Consider the following 16,673-nt stretch of genomic DNA (forward strand, 5'->3'; position numbering starts at 1 on the left):
AAGGAGGGGAAAAAATGGGTAAAGATATTAGTAATTATAAAGGTGTATGGGTTTTTGCAGAGCAGAGAGAAGGAAAATTATTAAATATAGCATTAGAATTGTTAGGAGAAGGAAGAAAAATCGCAGATAAATTAGGAGTAAAACTTACTTCTATTCTTCTTGGAGATAAATTAGATATTATGGCAAAAGAGTTAATAGAGTATGGTGCAGATAAGGTTATTTGCGTTGAAGATAATTTTTTAAAGGTGTATTCTACGGAGGTTTACACTAGAGTAATAAGTAGTTTAATAAATGAAAGAAAACCTGAAATTGTATTGATAGGAGCTACTTCTATAGGAAGAGATTTAGGGCCAAGATTAGCTGCTAGACTTAAAACTGGGCTTACAGCAGACTGTACAAAACTTGAAATTGATGAGCAAAACGGTGAATTTTTACAAACACGTCCTGCTTTTGGTGGAAATTTAATGGCTACAATAATTTGTCCTAAACATAGGCCACAAATGTCCACAGTAAGACCAGGGGTTATGAAAAAGCCTAAATATAATGCTAATAGAATTGGGAAAATAGAAAAGATACCTTTTAATTTATGTGAAGATGATAAGAATGCTATTGTATTAGAAATAGTTAAAAGGGAAAGACAGGAAGTAGAATTAGCAAAAGCAGATGTGATTGTATCTGGAGGAAGGGGACTAGGTGATAAAGAAGGCTTTCAATTAATAAGAAAGCTTGCTAAAAGACTTAAAGGAGAAGTTGGAGCTTCCCGTGCAGCGGTGGATTCAGGATGGATTGAGCAACCTCATCAAGTTGGACAAACAGGGAAAACCGTTAGGCCTAAACTATATATAGCTTGTGGTATATCAGGAGCTATACAACATTTGGCAGGAATGAAGGAATCAGACTTAATAATTGCTATAAATAAAGATAAAAATGCGCCTATATTTAAAGTGGCTCATTATGGCATTATAGGAGATTTATATGAAGTGATACCAGCATTAATAGAAGCTTTAGAACATTCAGAGGATATTTTAGAAACTTTTATAACGCATTTAAATATTTAAAAGAGACAAGCCCTGCAACAATATGCAGGGCTGTGTATTATCTAAAAACATCTCCAGCTATAACCATTTTTTGTACTTGATTTGTTCCTTCATAAATTTGAGTTATTTTAGCATCTCTCATCATTCTCTCTACAGGGAAATCTTTTGTATAACCATATCCACCTAGTAATTGAACAGCTTCTGTAGTTACATACATTGCTGTATCAGTAGCTGCCCATTTTGCTCTTGCTGCAGAGGCTGAATAAGGAAGTCCATTATCTTTATCCCAAGCAGCTTTATAAACTAGGTATCTTGCTTGCTCAATTTTTAAGTTCATTTCTGCTATCATCCACGATAATCCTTGGAATTTATACAATTCTTTTCCGAATTGTTTTCTTTCCTTCATATATTTAACTGTTTCTTCGAAGGCTCCTTCAGCTATTCCTAAAGCTTGAGCAGCAACGCCTATTCTTCCACCATCGAGAGTTTTCATGGCTATTTTAAAACCTTCTCCCTCTTTACCTAATAAGTTTTCTTTTGGAACTATACAATCTTTGTATATGGTCTCAGCTACTTGAGCAGCTCTTATACCCATTTTATCTTCAAGTTTTCCAATAGAGAAACCAGGGAAATCTTTTTCTACTATAAATGCAGAAATTCCTTTAATACCTTTACTTTTATCGGTCATAGCAAATACTACAAATATATCAGCCACAGGGCTGTTAGTTGTAAATTTCTTTTCTCCATTTAATATATAATGATCACCATTTAAGAGTGCAGTAGTTTTCTGTCCACCAGCGTCTGTACCAGCATTAGGTTCTGTAAGGCCGAATCCTCCTAACTTTTTACCAGAAGCTAATTGAGTTAGATATTTTTGTTTTTGTTCTTCTGTTCCAAATTGATATATAGGATAAGCACAAAGTGAAGTATTAACTGAATAAGATATGCCTGTAGCAGCACATGCCTTAGATATTTCTTCAACAGCTATAGCATAAGAAAAATAATCACCACCGGCTCCACCATATTCTTTAGGGAATGGAAGACTAAGTAAACCCAAGTCAGCCATTTTTTTAAAACTATTCATTGGGAAAATACCTGTAGCATCGCTTTCAGCCGCTATAGGTTTTATATTATTCTGAACAAACTCCTTAACCATTTGTCTTATAGATTCTTGCTCTTTAGTCAATTGAAAATTCATATATTTTACCCCCTTAATTGTAAATAATAAGTAATTTTCATAAAATAGAAAAACTTATATAATACTTATGAACCAATTTGATTTAATATAACTTTAATTAAAAGGATTTTAATAATATTTGTAGAATAAAAAATTAAAGTGAGATGAAGTGAGGTGAATCTATGTTAGATGTAAGTATTGACTTTGAAGATATTAATATAATGAATGTTGAAAAAGAAGATATCTCCTTTATGCAAGAATGGATTAATTATCAGAGTAGTTATATGGAGCAAAACATTGTGAATCCAATGAAATTTGACGAGTTATATGAAAGATTTTTAGAATATTATATAAGCGAAAGTGAATTTTTCTTAAAGATAATTAAAAATAATGAATTAATAGGAGTAATAAAAGGAAGATTAGAATTTAAAACTGTTATTGAAGTATGGGTTGGATGCTTTTTAATAGACAAAGATATGAGATATAAAGGCATAGGTAGTAAAATACTTAAAGAATTTATTGACTATCTTATAAAAGAATATAATGTAAAGAAATTTTTTGCAACGGTTATGGCTAAAAGTCATGATACTATAAAGTTTTGGAAAAAAAACAATTATGAAATACTAAGAATATCTAAAAATTATTATAATATAGATGGAGAAGAATCAGATATGATTATATTAAAAAGAGTAGGGGGATTTTATGGATAATAATCTTTTATGGAATTTAGAAAAAAAAGTAGAAAGAACTATTAAAAATTTAGAAAAGAATAATATGGAAGCTTTTTATGTTAAGGATGAAAAAGAGTTAAAATTAAAACTTAGTCATGTGATTAAAGAAGGATCTATAGTATCAGTTGGAGGATCTATGACTTTATTTGAATTAGGCGTTATTAATTTTTTAAGGGATGGAAAATATAAATTTTTAGATAGATATGAAAATGATTTAACGCCAGAACAAATCAAAAAAATTTATAGAGAAACATTTTCAGCAGATATTTTTTTATCGAGCAGTAATGCTATAACAGAGCAAGGTGAATTATATAATGTAGATGGTAATGGAAATAGAGTTGCTCCTATAATTTATGGACCAGATGAAGTTATAATAATTTGTGGAGTAAATAAAATTGTAAAAGATATAAATGAAGCTGAGGAAAGATTAAGAAGAGTGGCAGCTCCTACTAATGCAAAACGATTAAATAAAGATACTCCTTGTGTAAAATTAGGATATTGTATGGATTGCAAAAGTGAAGATAGAATATGTAGCGATTATGTTATTATGAGAAGACAAAAAGTAAAGGGAAGAATTAAAGTTATTATTGTAGGAAAACAACTTGGATATTAATTGATAAAGATATAATAAAGGTATAATGTTTTAAAAGCTATTTTTTTAAATAGCTTTTAAAATTTATATGAAAAATTTACGGATAAAGTAAAATAATACGTATAAAAATATAAAAAGTTATAACAAAATAACATGAATTCTTAAGAATTTCTTAAATTTTCTTGACTTTTTAATTAACAATAAATTATAATGAAGAAGTGCTGAATCCTAAGATGATAAATAATTAGGTACGGAGGAACCAGTAAATTGGGGTTAATCTTGACAATATTATTTGTTGAGTAGGGGAACCTTAACCCGAACCCGGCAGCTAACTTCGGAAGCAAGAAAGGTGGAAAATATGAAGACATTAAAGAAAAAAGTTATGGTAACAGCTCTATTGTTTCTTTGTTTTTCATTACTTGGAGCAAATAGAGTAAATCCTGCAAAAGCTGATGCTAAAATTAATAATGCTAAAAATACAACAACGGTTGTTAGAGCAGCTAGCGTAAAAACAGATAAGGTTATTATAGTTCCTAAAAAAGCAGATACTTCTAAAAATACTGTTAAGAATTCAAAGAAATCATTAAGTAGAGGAAGTAGCGGAAGAAGTGATGTTGTATCTTATTCCTATAAATTTTTAGGGAAACCTTATGTTTGGGGTGCATCTGGACCATCTTCATTTGATTGTTCAGGATTTACAGCATACGTTTACAATGCTTTTGGTGTAAGTCTTGCCCATTATACTGGGTCACAGTTTCAAGTGGGACAAGCAGTATCAAAAGAAAATCTTCTACCAGGAGATTTAGTTTTTTTTAATACATATGGAGACATTTCGCATGTAGGTATATACATAGGTGGAGGTCAATTCATACATGCTTCTTCAGGAAGCGGAAAAGTAACTATAAGCCAACTTTCAGGAAGTTACTATACTTCTAGATATGCAGGAGCTAGAAGAATTTTAAATTAAGTTTTTTAAATAGATTTAGTCCCAGTCTTTTAATAGGTTGGGTATTTTTTTAATCATAAATAAAATCGCTTCTAAATATATTAGTAGTAAAGATAAAACTGTATAAGCGGAGGTGATGAAAATTAAATATACTAGATACGATTTAAGAAGAAGAAAGAATAATTTTTATTTTTTTCTTATTGTTTTAATTATATTACTTGCGTCTCTTCTATTAGGAAGTTTATTTTCTAAAATTTTCATGAAGAATTTATCAAAGAATATTCCTTCTGATAGTAAAGAAGTAGTATATGAAGAGAAAAATCCATCTAAGGATAGAATAGCAAATAAAAGTGAGAGCAATAATAATGCTAAAACTAATGATTTAAAAGGTACAGTATATTCAAAAGGAAAGACAGTATCATATGTAGCTATTCAAGGAGGAGTGTTTGAAAATGAGAAATATGCCTCAGAGACATTAGGAAAATTAAAGCAGGTTGGCAATCCTTTTACCATAAAAGAGGGAAAGCTTAAGAGAGTATTTTTAGGTATATATGAAGAAAAAGAAAGTTTAAATATAATAAAAATATTAGATAGTAAAAAGATAGCAAATTCAAAGATGATTTTATCCATAAAATGTAATGATTTATGCGATGTAGAAATTGTAGAAATTATTAATGCATACATAAAAATACTTAATAAATTATCTGAAAAGAATGTTAAATCAATTCAGACTAAGGAAATTAAAAGTTGGTGTGCATCACTTAAAGAAGTTGACAAAAACAGTAAGAATATAAAAGTATTGAATGAGTTAAAGAATAAGATAAATAAATTGCCAGATAATATTAGTAAAGATAAAACTTCGGAAAATTATATATTTATATATAATTTTCTAAAAAAGTTGAATTAAGGTAGAATTATGTAAAAAAATAATAAAATTATGAGAGAAATAGGGATATGTTCAACAAATCCCTATTTTTTATATTATTTAATAAATATATGAGGTTATATATAAAATTTTTTTTAACAATATATTATATATACTTGTTTAACATTTTATTAAATGATAAACTATAAAAGATATATAAACATATAAAATATTGCATATAAAATATAGAAAATGAAGATATATTTTGTATAAATATGGCAATAATACTAAAGAACAAATATAGGAAGTGAAAAAAATGAATATTATTTTAGCCTCTGCTTCTGAAAGACGAAAAGAACTTCTTAAAAGAATAGTAGAAGATTTTTCTATTATAGTAAGTGATTTTAATGAAAATGAGGTCTTATTTAATGGACATTGTGGATTTTATGTCATGGATTTAGCTAAAGGCAAAGCGCTAGAGGTTGTTAGGAAGTTAAAAGAATCTGGTAATAAGGATGAAAGTATAGTTATAGCTTCAGACACTATAGTTTTTTTCAATAATAAAGTCCTTGGCAAGCCAGTAAATAAAGAAGACGCCTTTAATATGCTTAAATCTTTAAGTGGAAAGATACATCAGGTCTATACAGGCATTTCAGTATATAATACTATAGATGGAAATTTAGTTAAAGATTATGTTTGTACAGATGTTAAATTTTCTGAGATACCTGATGAAACTATAAGAAAATATATAGAATCAGGAGAACCTATGGATAAAGCCGGTGCCTATGGAATACAAGGCTATGGAGGGATTTTTGTTGAAAAAATTAATGGATGCTATTATAATGTTGTAGGGCTTCCTTTAAATAAATTGTATTCTATTTTAAAGGGTATGGGGGTAAATCTTTAAAAGGAGATTTACTTATGAATAAAAACCTAAAAATTAGAGATTTACCTGAAAATGAAAGACCTAGAGAAAGATTACTAAGATATGGCACAGAAAGTATTTCTAATGTAGAGTTATTAGCTATAATTTTGAGAACAGGAAGTAAAAAAGAAAATATAATTAATCTTTGTGGAAGATTGATAGAAAAATGTGAAGGATTAAATGGCATTTTAAATTCTTCACCACAGGAACTTCTAAAAATAAGGGGAATAGGTAAAGCAAAAGCAGCTCAATTGCTAGCATTAGGAGAATTGTTTAAAAGATTTAAGACCTTTAAGTCTGGTGAAAATTTTAAGATAACTAAACCTAATGATGTAGCTTTATTAGTTATGGAAGAAATGAGATGTTTAAAGCAAGAGTTTCTTAAAGTTATAATGCTAAATACTAAAAATTATGTTATAAAAATAACAAATATATTCATGGGAAGTTTAAATTCTTCCATAGTACATCCTAGAGAAATATTTTGTGAAGCTATAAAAAATAGTAGTTCATCTATAATTATATGTCATAATCATCCATCGGGAGATCCTAAACCTAGTAATGAAGATATTAATGTAACTAATAGACTTAAAGAATGCAGCAGAATAGTTGGAATAGATTTGCTGGATCATATAATTATTGGAGATGGAATTTATATAAGTTTAAAGGAAAAAGGTATATTGTGAAAGTGAAAGGAGAAATACTAAATGGGATTATTTGGAATATCTAGAGATATGGGAATAGACTTAGGAACAGCTAACACATTAATATATGTAAAAGGTAAAGGAGTACTTTTAAGAGAACCTTCAGTTGTGGCTATAAATAGTGATACAAAAAGAGTTCTTGCAGTTGGAGAAGAAGCAAAACAGATGATAGGAAGAACTCCAGGAAATATAGTGGCTATAAGACCTTTAAAAGATGGAGTAATTGCAGATTTTGACGTTACTCAGACAATGCTTAAGAAGTTTATTGAAAAAGTAAGTGCTAAAAGTGCTTTTACTAGCCCAAGAATAGTAGTATGTTTTCCATCAGGAGTTACAGAAGTTGAGAAAAGAGCTATAGATGAAGCAACAAAACAAGCTGGAGCAAGAGAAGTACTTTTAATGGAAGAACCAATGGCTGCAGCAATTGGAGCTGGACTACCAGTAAATGAACCAACTGGTAGCATGATAGTAGATATAGGTGGAGGAACTACTGAAGTAGCAATAATATCCTTAGGCGGTATAGTTACAAGCAAATCTTTAAGAATTGCGGGAGATGAGCTTGATCAGGCTATAATAAGTTATATTAAAAAACAGTATAATTTAATGATTGGTGAAAGAACCGCTGAGAATGTAAAAATTCAGTTAGGATCTGCTTATGATACAGGAGAAGAAGATAATTCAATGGAGATAAGAGGAAGAGATTTAATAACAGGATTACCAAAAGTTATAAATATTACAGAAAGCGAAGTTAGAGAAGCTTTAAGAGAACCTGTAGCGGCTATTGTAGATGCTATAAAAAGTACATTAGAAAAAACACCACCAGAACTTGCTTCAGATATTATGGATAAAGGTATTATGCTTGCTGGTGGAGGAGCGGAATTAAAAGGATTAGATTTACTTATAAATAATGAAACTCATATGCCTGTTCATATAGCAGAATCATCTATGGATTGTGTTGCACTTGGAGCCGGAAAAGCATTAGATACTTTAGATACATTAATGAGTAATAAGAAAAGATAAATATGAACTTCTTTAAGAATAAACTGGCAGTAACAATAGTTGTACTGTCAGTTGCATTTTTAACATTAATTGGATATAGCATTAAAAGAGACAAAGTATCTTTTGTGGAAAATGGCATAGGTGTAACGATTAATTCTGCTGGAGGAGTTTTTTATAATATTAATAGCAAAGTTAAAGGGTTTATAGAGTTTTTTTCTAGTTTTTCCGAAGTAAAAAAAGAAAATGAAGAATTAAAAAAAAGAAATAATGAGTTAGAAAGTAAAGCTAAAGAGTATGATGTTTTGAAAGCTGAGAATGAAAGACTAAGAGGAGCTTTAAATTTTAAAACTCAAACCTCACAATATAATTATGTAGGTTGTGACATAATATATAAAAGTGGAGGAAGTTTTTTAAATGAATTTGTAATTAATAAAGGAAGAAATGATGGTATTGAAAAACAAATGGTAGTTACAACAAATGATGGACTTGTTGGACAAATTACCTCTGTAGGAGATAATTGGGCCAAGGTACAAACTTTATCAAATGAGAATATAGCAGTTAGTTGTATGATACAAAGCACAAGAGAAAGTGTTGGTATCATAAAAGGATACAAAGACAGCAACAATAGACAATTAGCTAAATTATATTATCTTCCTCTAGATTCTAAGATTAAAGTTGAAGATTCTATTTTAACTTCAGGAATAGTTGGAGGGCTTTACCCTAAGGGAATTAGAATAGGTAAAGTAATAGATGTAGAAGAGGATAAAGGTAAAGTTATGAAGAATGCAGTAGTTCAACCCTATGTAGATTTCTCTAAGTTGGAAGAAGTATTTGTTGTTGTTCCAAAAAGTAAACTGGATATAAAAAATTAAGGTGATGTAAATATGAAGAAATTTATTACTTTATTCTCAATAATTATGTTGTTACTAATATTTGATAATGCTTTTGTGCCGTTTTTTTCTATTAAAGGATTTATACCTAGTGTATTATTTACTTTTATAATAAGTTATTCAATAGTAAATGAAAGTTGGGAAGGTCTATGGGTAGGCGTTTTTGCTGGAGTTTTACAAGATTTATATTTCAACAATGTATTTGGCATTAATGCCTTTGTAAATATGTTAAGTTGTGTATTAGCAGGTTTTATAGGGGTAAATATATTTAAAGAAAAGATTTTTGTACCTATTATTTCTAACTTTTTTTTAAGTGTATTTAAAGGAATACTTGTTTTTGTTATACTATATTTATTAAAAATAAATATGGATGCTAAAATTATATTTTTTAGCAGTATTTATAATATGATAATTTCTATACCTATGTATAAATTAGTTTATAAATTATGCAATAAACAGTATATGCAAAGAAAATGGAAATTTTAAAGGAATGGTGAATATGAAAGAAAAAAAGAAAAAATTTAATAGGTACACAGCTTTTTTTTTAGTAATAGCTATAATATATTCAGTTTTAGGATATAAGCTTTTAAAATTGCAGGTAGTAAAAGAAGAGTATTACAAGGAACGAGCAGATATGGCAGCTTTAACTGAAGTTCCTGATCCAGCACCAAGGGGAAACATAGTAGATAAGAAAGGTGTGGTCTTGGCTACTAACAAACAAAGTTATATGTTAGTGTATAACGAAACGAGTGATAATGAAAAGTATTTTTTTGAAACTATGGATAAGGTTTTTCAACTTTTAAAAGAAAATAAAGAACAGCAAGAAGATGATTTTGAATTAAAGATAAATCCTTTTAGATTTGAATTTAAGACAGAAAGTGAAAGTGCTAAAAGAATTCAAGAAGTAAGATTTAAAAGAGATAGAGGATTAAATGAGGCTATAGAGAGGAGATTATTTCCTGATAAAAAGGATAATATTACTAAATTTACAAATGAACAGAACGATATGGTAGATAAAGAGTTGCTAAAAATATCTCCGGAAGAAACATATAAACTATTAGTAGATAAATATGAAATAAATCCCAAAAAGGATTTTTACAACCTTTTGGAACAGTATAAGGTAAATCCACAAGAAGCATATAAACTTATATTAAAAAGATTTAATATAAAAGACAGTGAACAGTTAAAATCTCAATTAGATAAATATGTAAAAGCTAAGTCTAAAGATGCAAAAGCAATATTTAAAGATTTAATATCACAATATGGTATAGATAAATTAGAATATGATTTAGAGCTTCAGAGAAATTATATGATAATAAAAGATACCAAGAGGATGCAAAGTTATTCTGGTTACAAACCAGTAATAATAGCTAGTAACATTGAAAAGAATTCAGCATTTATTTTCTTAGAGAGATTAAATGATCTTCCAGGAATAGATGTAACTAATCAGCCTTTAAGAAAATATCCTTTTGGTGAGTTGGGATCTGCTTTTTTAGGATATATATCTAAAATAAGTAATAATCCTGAAAAATATAAAGAAAAGGGATATGATGTAAGTTCTGATTATATTGGTACTGCTGGATTAGAATATGTCTATGAAGATAGACTTAGAGGATCAAAAGGTGGAAGGATTGTAAAATTAAATAAACAAGGAAGAGTTATAGAAGAGTTAGGAAGAAGAGAGCCGTATCCAGGACAAACGTTACAACTTACAATAGATAAGGATGTTCAGATGGCGGCAGAAACAACATTAGATAAAGTTATGGAAGATTTAAGAAGAAATCCTAATGTGAGCTATGATGGGGTAAATACATCTAATGCTACAAGAGGTGCAGCAGTGGCTATAAATGTAAAAACCGGAGGGGTTTTAGCACTGGCAAGTAGACCTGGATATGATCCCAATATATTTTCTACTCCAGGAAAGCTTACTACTGGGGAATATAATAAATTCTTTAATCCAGATTTAGAAGCCTTTGCAAAAAATTATATTTCTGCTAGAAATTTACCTGTAACAATGGATGAGCTATTTCCGCCTATGAATAATAAAGATAATAAATCAGGAAAAGTTCAAAGAAGAGATCAGTATGATATATATCCTAAGCCGTTTTTTAATTATGCTACTTCAGCGTTAACTGCTCCAGGATCAACTTTTAAACCATTAACTGCTATAGCCGGTCTTGAGGAAGGAGTAATAACTCCAACGCAAAAAATATATGATAAATTAATATTTACCAAATACGGATATAACGGAAAGGACTGGAATACTGAAAGTAAAGGAGATTTAGATGTTGCAGGGGCTCTTGCATGTTCTAACAACTATTTCTTCTTTTCAGTAGGAGATGGACTATATGAAAAGAGCTTGGATACTTTAGCAAGCTATGCATGGAAATTTGGATTAGGAGTAGACCCAAAGGGGAAAGCAAAACCATCTACCGGAATAGAAATTCCGGAAAATTTTGGACAGGTATTTAACGTGCAATCTGAAAGAAACAGATCAGCTAATGTGCGTATGTGGAATGTTTATGATGATTTAAAAAATATAAGAAAAGCTAAAGATGGAAGTGGAAATGAAGGAATTGATATACAAATACAAAATGAAGATAGTGAAAAAATAAAGGATTTAAAAGGTAAAATCCAAGATACTATAAAGTCACAGATGAGATTTAAGAATGTAGATAATTTTTCAGATACTGTTAAGTCATTATTAAAGGAATTAGTAGAGAATACACCAGCTTTAAAAAATAAAAAATTTACTGATGGTGATATATCTACAGCATTATCCAAAATATATACACAAATAAATGCCATTGATGAAGAGACTGTTAGACCAGGTAATGTATATAATGCAGCAATTGGTCAGGGTTCTAATGAGTTTACACCACTACAATTAGCAAATTATGTGGCTACTATTGCCAATGGTGGAAATAGATATAAAGTCCATCTTGTTGATAAATTTTTAGATTCAAATAATAATTTAATACAAGAAGTTAAACCAGAAGTTATTGAAAAAATAGATGTAAAGCCTGAAACATTGAAGGCAGTAAAGGAAGGAATGAAGAAAGTTACCGAAGATGGTACAGCTTCTGCTTTGAATAATTTTCCTATTGAAAATGCAGGTAAAACAGGTTCAGCAACTTTTAATGAAAAACTTCAGGATAAGATAGGAAGAACTTCCGCAGCGGTTTTCGTAGGATTTGCACCATATGATAATCCTGAGATAGCCATATGTATATTTGTATTTGATGGAGGGCATGGAGGAGAGTTAATTCCAGTAGCTGAAGCAATGTATGAGCAATATTTTAAGGATGAATTAAAGAAAAAGAATTATAATTTTAAATATAATTATGATAAATAAATTATAGGGGCATATACAAAAAAGTATGTGCCCTTTTTAGAAAAACTATTAATTTGTAGAAGGAATTGTAGGATATTTGTTGAAATATAAACATATGCCGACTCTTGGAGGTTTAAGTTATGTTAGATGAAAGTATAATTATAAAAGGAAACAAAGAAGGACTTAATGCAGTAATAAATATGAACAAATTTAAAGATTTTGACGAAATGCTCGAATTTCTAATTGAAAGGTTATCTAAAGGAAGAATTTTTTATAAAGGATGTACTTTAAAAATAACCACAGAACTTAAATACATCAATGAAAAGGATTTAAGAAGATTAAAGGATATACTTTTTGATGAATTTTTAATCAAAGATTGTATTTTTGAAAATTCAGAAGAAAAGAATATAAAGACTTTTTCAGGTATATATGAAGGAAGAACTAAGTTTATAAGGAGAACTATTAGAAGTGGACAGATAATAAATTACCAGGGAAATGTTGTGATAGTTGGAGATGTAAATTCAGGTTCAGAAATATATGCAGGTGGCAATATAATAGTTCTTGGTGCATTAAGAGGATATGTACATGCTGGTATGGGGGGGAATGGTAAAGCTATAGTAGCAGCTTTTTATTTACAGCCACAAATACTTCAAATAGGAGACATAGCTACCAGAGCACCTGAGGATAATATTAAACCTCAATATCCTGAAGTAGCAAAAGTAAAAGGAAACAGCATAGTGGTAGAACCTTATTTACCTAATAAATTTATTTAACGGAGGGAAGATATGTATGGGAGAAGCTATAGTTATAACATCTGGTAAAGGAGGGGTTGGAAAAACTACAACTACTGCTAATATAGGAACAGCTTTGGCCTCTATGGGAAAAAAAGTTGTAGTAGTAGATGGAGATACTGGCCTTAGAAATTTAGACGTTCTTATGGGACTTGAGAATAGAATAGTTTTTACATTAATGGATGTAATAGAAGAAAGTTGTAAGTTAAAACAATCTTTAATAAAGGATAAGAGATTTCCTAATTTATTTTTATTGCCAACAGCTCAAACTAGAGATAAAACAGATATTTCAATGGAGCAAATGCTTATATTGATTAATCAATTAAAAGAAGAATTTGACTATATATTAATTGATTGTCCTGCAGGAATAGAACAGGGATTTGAAAATGCTATAGCTGGAGCTGATAGGGCATTGGTTGTGGTGAATCCTGAAGTTACCTCTGTAAGAGATGCGGATAGAGTAATAGGAAAACTAGAAGCAAAAGGGGTAGAAGATCATCAATTAATAGTAAATAGAATAAACAGTGATATGGTGAAAAATGGTGATATGTTGGACGTAAATGATATATTGGACAGCTTAGCAATAAAGCTTATAGGTATAGTTCCTGACGATAGAAATATAACCATATCAACAAATAAAGGAGAACCTATTGTTTTAAATAATAAAGCCTTATCTGGACAAGCTTTTAGAAATATAGCACAAAGAATAACAGGAGAGCAAGTGCCGTTTTTAAGCTTTGATAGTGATAATGAAAGTAAGTTTTTACATTCGTTAAAAAAGCTTTTTGGCATTAAGTAGGAGGGATATATATGGATTTTTTTGGTTTCTTTGGCCAAAAGCCTGCCTCTAAAGAAGTAGCCAAGGAAAGATTAAAGCTTATTTTAATACATGATAGGGCGGATTTTTCTCCAGAACTTCTTCAAAATATAAAGGAAGAAATAATGAATGTACTATCTAAATATGCTGACATAGATAAGGAAGAATTGGAAATAAAAATGACAACTACAGATGAAACAGAAGGAAATTCTCCAGCTTTAATTGCTAGTATACCAATTAAAAAGATGAAAAAAAGAAGATAAAATAAAGCTAAAAATTTTAAGCTATGTATAATTTATACATAGCTTTTTTTGAATTACACTGCTATAATCATATTTATATTGGAGGGATTTTAACAATGCTTGATAAATTGAAGATTAATAGAAAGTTACTTAGAGAACTTGATTTTAGTATATTGATTATAGTACTAATTATTAGTATTTTTGGAGCTTTAAATATATATAGTGCTACCCATATGAAATTTGGAATAAGTTTTTTTACATCTCAGTTAAAATGGATAGTATTAGGAACAATTGTAATGTATTTCATCCTTGTTTTTGATTATTCTTTAATACAAGGATATGCCAATATTATTTATTGGTTTGGTGTAATATTATTGTTTTTAAATGATACAATTTTTAAGTCCACAGTTAATGGAGCTGGATCTTGGATGAAAATAGGTTCTACAACAATAGGACAGCCCTCTGAGTTTGCAAAACTAGGAATGATAATCATGCTTGCTAAAAAATTGGATGAAATGGAAGGGAATATTAATAATATCAAAAACTTTTTTATTTTAGCTATGTATGCGGCTATTCCTATGATACTTATTGTTATTCAGCCAGATATGGGAATGATGATGGTGTGTTTTTTTATTGTTTTAGGAATATTTTTTGCAGCAGGATTAAATTTAAAAGTAATTTGTGGAGGTTTTGCAGCTATTATAGGGGCTATTGCTATAGTGTGGAACTCCCCATTAATGCAGAATTATTGGAAAGTAAGACTGATATCTTTTTTAGATCCAGAGGCGGATGAGTTAGGAGCTGGACTTCAGTTACTTCAATCTCAAATAGGTATTGGTTCTGGAGGAATATTAGGAAAAGGATTTTTAAAAGGTACTCAAGTAGCGGGAGGATTTATACCAGAATCTCATACGGATTTTATATTTGCTGTGGTAGGGGAAGAATGGGGTACTTTAGGAGCTATATTTTTACTTGCTTTATATGGAATTTTGATTTATAAATTTATAAATATAGCTAAAACTTCTAAAGATATATTTGGTTCTATGATTTCAGTAGGTGTAGTTTCTACATTTTTGTTTTCCATATATCAAAATATTGGTATGGCTGTTGGAGCAGCACCAATAACAGGCATTACCTTGCCTTTGATGAGTTATGGGGGAAGTTCTTTTATAACAGCTATTATGTCAATTGGACTGGTTGTAAATGTTGGAATGAGAAGGAAAAAAATAAATTTCTAGGGGGATAATTTATGAGAATTGCATTAATCGCACATGATAAGAAAAAAGAGGAGATTATTGAATTTGTAAAAAGATATAAGGAAGTTTTTCAAGAACATGAACTTTTTGCCACAGGAACTACAGGAAGGCTTATAGAATATAATACTGGTCTTAAAGTCTATAGATTCTTATCAGGTCCATTAGGTGGTGACCAGCAAATAGGTGGAAAATTAGCAGAGGGAAAAATTGATTTTGTAATATTTTTAAGAGATCCGTTGACAGCTCAGCCACATGAACCAGATGTTACAGCTCTTATAAGGCTTTGTGATGTACATTGTATACCATTAGCTACTAATATGGGGTCAGCAGAAGTTTTTATTAAAGCTTTGAAAGCACATAATTTTTAACAATAAGAAACCACAAAAACTTAAATATTTAAGTTTTTGTGGTTTCTTATTGTTATATCATAGTCATCAATATTCCCTAAATTTATAGATGGAATATAGTATATGCTGCTTTGCTAGATAAATTATTCTATATAAACATAGCAGTTATTTAATTATTAAAGAAACAGGGTAATATTTAAAAAAAATAATCAATATATATATAAAAGTAATATTTGGTAGTGGGAAGGGAGCAAAAAAATGGGAAGTTATAACTCGCAATATGAGGAGTATTATAGGAATTTAAAAAGACGAAAAGAAGGAAGTAAGATAAACTATTTTAACAGGAAACCATATGATTTATCTTCTAATTATATTAGTAAGAGAATAATTAGAGATTTAGTTGGAACTTGTGTATTATTTTTAATAGTAATATTTTGTAAAATTATAGTTACTCCTGAAACACAGGCCGTTTATAATTATTCTAAGAAAACAGTAAGTGAAAATTATGATTATAAACAAATATATAATAAAGTTAAATCCTTTGATATTAATAGTATAGAAGAAAATGTTACAGATTTTATTGAGAAAGTTAAAGCTAAAATAACAGGAGGTAAAACTATTAAAGAAAAAATAGAAAATCAATTTCAACTACCTTTAGAAGGTAAAATTACTTCTCATTATGGATATAGAGATGATCCTATAGATAAAAGTAAGAAATTTCATGAAGGAATAGATATAGAAGCAAAAGTAAATACGGATGTAAAAGCAAGCTTTAATGGAAAAGTAAAGGATTGTGGAGAAGATACTAGTTTAGGTAAATATATTTTGATAGATCATGGAGAGGGAATAGAAACCAAATATGGACATTTAAATTTGCTATCAGTGAAAAAAGGTATAGAAGTAAAAAAGGGAGAGGTTATAGGGAAAAGCGGAAATACAGGAAAATCTACTGGACCTCATCTTCATTTTGAATTACTTTATATGGGTGAAAGTAAAAATCCAGAAGATTATATAGCAATTTAG

At 29.4% G+C, this 16,673-nt stretch carries 18 protein-coding genes and 1 riboswitch; of the genes, 17 read left to right on the top strand and 1 reads right to left on the bottom strand.

Annotated features, from left to right (window positions below):
- Positions 1–14: 14 nt before the first annotated feature.
- Entirely contained in the window at positions 15–1,058 is a 1,044-nt protein-coding gene (locus tag J2Z24_RS00775) for an electron transfer flavoprotein subunit alpha/FixB family protein (protein ID WP_035144331.1), read from the top strand.
- 37 nt (positions 1,059–1,095) lie between these two features.
- Here the strand turns inward: J2Z24_RS00775 and J2Z24_RS00780 are convergent, their stop codons facing one another.
- Complete coding sequence (locus J2Z24_RS00780) at positions 1,096–2,235, bottom strand: acyl-CoA dehydrogenase (protein ID WP_035144333.1); 1,140 nt, start codon at positions 2,233–2,235, stop codon at positions 1,096–1,098.
- Between the two features lie 161 nt (positions 2,236–2,396).
- Between J2Z24_RS00780 and J2Z24_RS00785 the strand changes: the two genes are divergently transcribed.
- From J2Z24_RS00785 to J2Z24_RS00860, 16 genes are all read left to right on the top strand, one after another.
- A complete protein-coding gene (locus tag J2Z24_RS00785) occupies positions 2,397–2,924 on the top strand; it encodes a GNAT family N-acetyltransferase (protein ID WP_035144334.1) in 528 nt (175 codons plus the stop codon).
- A complete protein-coding gene (locus tag J2Z24_RS00790; RefSeq protein WP_035144336.1) occupies positions 2,917–3,558 on the top strand; it encodes a lactate utilization protein in 642 nt (213 codons plus the stop codon). The genes J2Z24_RS00785 and J2Z24_RS00790 overlap by 8 nt, the downstream gene beginning before the upstream one ends.
- Positions 3,559–3,746: 188 nt before the next feature.
- Positions 3,747–3,895: riboswitch (cyclic di-AMP (ydaO/yuaA leader) on the top strand.
- Positions 3,896–4,504 (top strand): C40 family peptidase, encoded by a 609-nt coding sequence (locus tag J2Z24_RS00795; protein ID WP_035144337.1) that lies wholly within the window; start codon positions 3,896–3,898, stop codon positions 4,502–4,504.
- 115 nt (positions 4,505–4,619) lie between these two features.
- Positions 4,620–5,390, top strand: a complete 771-nt coding sequence (locus tag J2Z24_RS00800; protein ID WP_051593081.1) for a hypothetical protein — start codon at positions 4,620–4,622, stop codon at positions 5,388–5,390.
- Between the two features lie 274 nt (positions 5,391–5,664).
- Entirely contained in the window at positions 5,665–6,255 is a 591-nt protein-coding gene (locus J2Z24_RS00805; protein WP_035144339.1) for a Maf-like protein, read from the top strand.
- Between the two features lie 14 nt (positions 6,256–6,269).
- Positions 6,270–6,956, top strand: coding sequence for a RadC family protein (gene radC / locus J2Z24_RS00810; RefSeq protein ID WP_035144340.1), 687 nt, complete (start codon positions 6,270–6,272; stop codon positions 6,954–6,956).
- 21 nt (positions 6,957–6,977) lie between these two features.
- The gene (locus J2Z24_RS00815; protein ID WP_035144341.1) at positions 6,978–7,994 is read left to right on the top strand and encodes a rod shape-determining protein; all 1,017 of its coding nucleotides are present in this window, start codon (positions 6,978–6,980) and stop codon (positions 7,992–7,994) included.
- A gap of 2 nt (positions 7,995–7,996) precedes the next feature.
- A complete protein-coding gene (gene mreC / locus J2Z24_RS00820) occupies positions 7,997–8,845 on the top strand; it encodes a rod shape-determining protein MreC (RefSeq protein ID WP_035144343.1) in 849 nt (282 codons plus the stop codon).
- Between the two features lie 12 nt (positions 8,846–8,857).
- Entirely contained in the window at positions 8,858–9,349 is a 492-nt protein-coding gene (mreD, locus tag J2Z24_RS00825; protein ID WP_035144344.1) for a rod shape-determining protein MreD, read from the top strand.
- Positions 9,350–9,362: 13 nt separating this feature from the next.
- Positions 9,363–12,218 carry a penicillin-binding transpeptidase domain-containing protein gene (locus tag J2Z24_RS00830; protein WP_241392978.1) on the top strand — a complete coding sequence of 952 codons (2,856 nt, stop codon included), beginning with the start codon at positions 9,363–9,365 and terminating at the stop codon, positions 12,216–12,218.
- Positions 12,219–12,337: 119 nt separating this feature from the next.
- On the top strand, positions 12,338–12,970 hold the full coding sequence (gene minC, locus J2Z24_RS00835; protein ID WP_035144345.1) for a septum site-determining protein MinC: 633 nt from the start codon (positions 12,338–12,340) through the stop codon (positions 12,968–12,970).
- 16 nt (positions 12,971–12,986) lie between these two features.
- Complete coding sequence (gene minD / locus J2Z24_RS00840) at positions 12,987–13,787, top strand: septum site-determining protein MinD (protein ID WP_035144347.1); 801 nt, start codon at positions 12,987–12,989, stop codon at positions 13,785–13,787.
- Positions 13,788–13,798: 11 nt separating this feature from the next.
- Entirely contained in the window at positions 13,799–14,068 is a 270-nt protein-coding gene (gene minE / locus J2Z24_RS00845; RefSeq protein ID WP_035144348.1) for a cell division topological specificity factor MinE, read from the top strand.
- A 95-nt stretch (positions 14,069–14,163) separates the two neighbouring features.
- Positions 14,164–15,285: a rod shape-determining protein RodA gene (rodA, locus tag J2Z24_RS00850; RefSeq protein WP_035144349.1), complete on the top strand. Its 1,122-nt coding sequence runs from the start codon at positions 14,164–14,166 to the stop codon at positions 15,283–15,285.
- A gap of 11 nt (positions 15,286–15,296) precedes the next feature.
- Positions 15,297–15,671, top strand: a complete 375-nt coding sequence (gene mgsA, locus J2Z24_RS00855; RefSeq protein WP_035144351.1) for a methylglyoxal synthase — start codon at positions 15,297–15,299, stop codon at positions 15,669–15,671.
- 237 nt (positions 15,672–15,908) lie between these two features.
- Positions 15,909–16,673, top strand: coding sequence for a M23 family metallopeptidase (locus tag J2Z24_RS00860; RefSeq protein ID WP_035144352.1), 765 nt, complete (start codon positions 15,909–15,911; stop codon positions 16,671–16,673).

Source organism: Clostridium tetanomorphum (assembly GCF_017873215.1).
In the GTDB taxonomy this organism is placed as follows: Bacteria; Bacillota; Clostridia; order Clostridiales; family Clostridiaceae; genus Clostridium_AO; species Clostridium_AO tetanomorphum.

Coding starts and splice junctions, on each gene's coding strand:
- J2Z24_RS00775 (WP_035144331.1), top strand. CDS start 15: ATGGGTAAAGATATTAGTAATTATAAAGGTGTATGGGTTTTTGCAGAG.
- J2Z24_RS00780 (WP_035144333.1), bottom strand. CDS start 2,235: ATGAATTTTCAATTGACTAAAGAGCAAGAATCTATAAGACAAATGGTT.
- J2Z24_RS00785 (WP_035144334.1), top strand. CDS start 2,397: ATGTTAGATGTAAGTATTGACTTTGAAGATATTAATATAATGAATGTT.
- J2Z24_RS00790 (WP_035144336.1), top strand. CDS start 2,917: ATGGATAATAATCTTTTATGGAATTTAGAAAAAAAAGTAGAAAGAACT.
- J2Z24_RS00795 (WP_035144337.1), top strand. CDS start 3,896: ATGAAGACATTAAAGAAAAAAGTTATGGTAACAGCTCTATTGTTTCTT.
- J2Z24_RS00800 (WP_051593081.1), top strand. CDS start 4,620: ATGAAAATTAAATATACTAGATACGATTTAAGAAGAAGAAAGAATAAT.
- J2Z24_RS00805 (WP_035144339.1), top strand. CDS start 5,665: ATGAATATTATTTTAGCCTCTGCTTCTGAAAGACGAAAAGAACTTCTT.
- radC (WP_035144340.1), top strand. CDS start 6,270: ATGAATAAAAACCTAAAAATTAGAGATTTACCTGAAAATGAAAGACCT.
- J2Z24_RS00815 (WP_035144341.1), top strand. CDS start 6,978: ATGGGATTATTTGGAATATCTAGAGATATGGGAATAGACTTAGGAACA.
- mreC (WP_035144343.1), top strand. CDS start 7,997: ATGAACTTCTTTAAGAATAAACTGGCAGTAACAATAGTTGTACTGTCA.
- mreD (WP_035144344.1), top strand. CDS start 8,858: ATGAAGAAATTTATTACTTTATTCTCAATAATTATGTTGTTACTAATA.
- J2Z24_RS00830 (WP_241392978.1), top strand. CDS start 9,363: ATGAAAGAAAAAAAGAAAAAATTTAATAGGTACACAGCTTTTTTTTTA.
- minC (WP_035144345.1), top strand. CDS start 12,338: ATGTTAGATGAAAGTATAATTATAAAAGGAAACAAAGAAGGACTTAAT.
- minD (WP_035144347.1), top strand. CDS start 12,987: ATGGGAGAAGCTATAGTTATAACATCTGGTAAAGGAGGGGTTGGAAAA.
- minE (WP_035144348.1), top strand. CDS start 13,799: ATGGATTTTTTTGGTTTCTTTGGCCAAAAGCCTGCCTCTAAAGAAGTA.
- rodA (WP_035144349.1), top strand. CDS start 14,164: ATGCTTGATAAATTGAAGATTAATAGAAAGTTACTTAGAGAACTTGAT.
- mgsA (WP_035144351.1), top strand. CDS start 15,297: ATGAGAATTGCATTAATCGCACATGATAAGAAAAAAGAGGAGATTATT.
- J2Z24_RS00860 (WP_035144352.1), top strand. CDS start 15,909: ATGGGAAGTTATAACTCGCAATATGAGGAGTATTATAGGAATTTAAAA.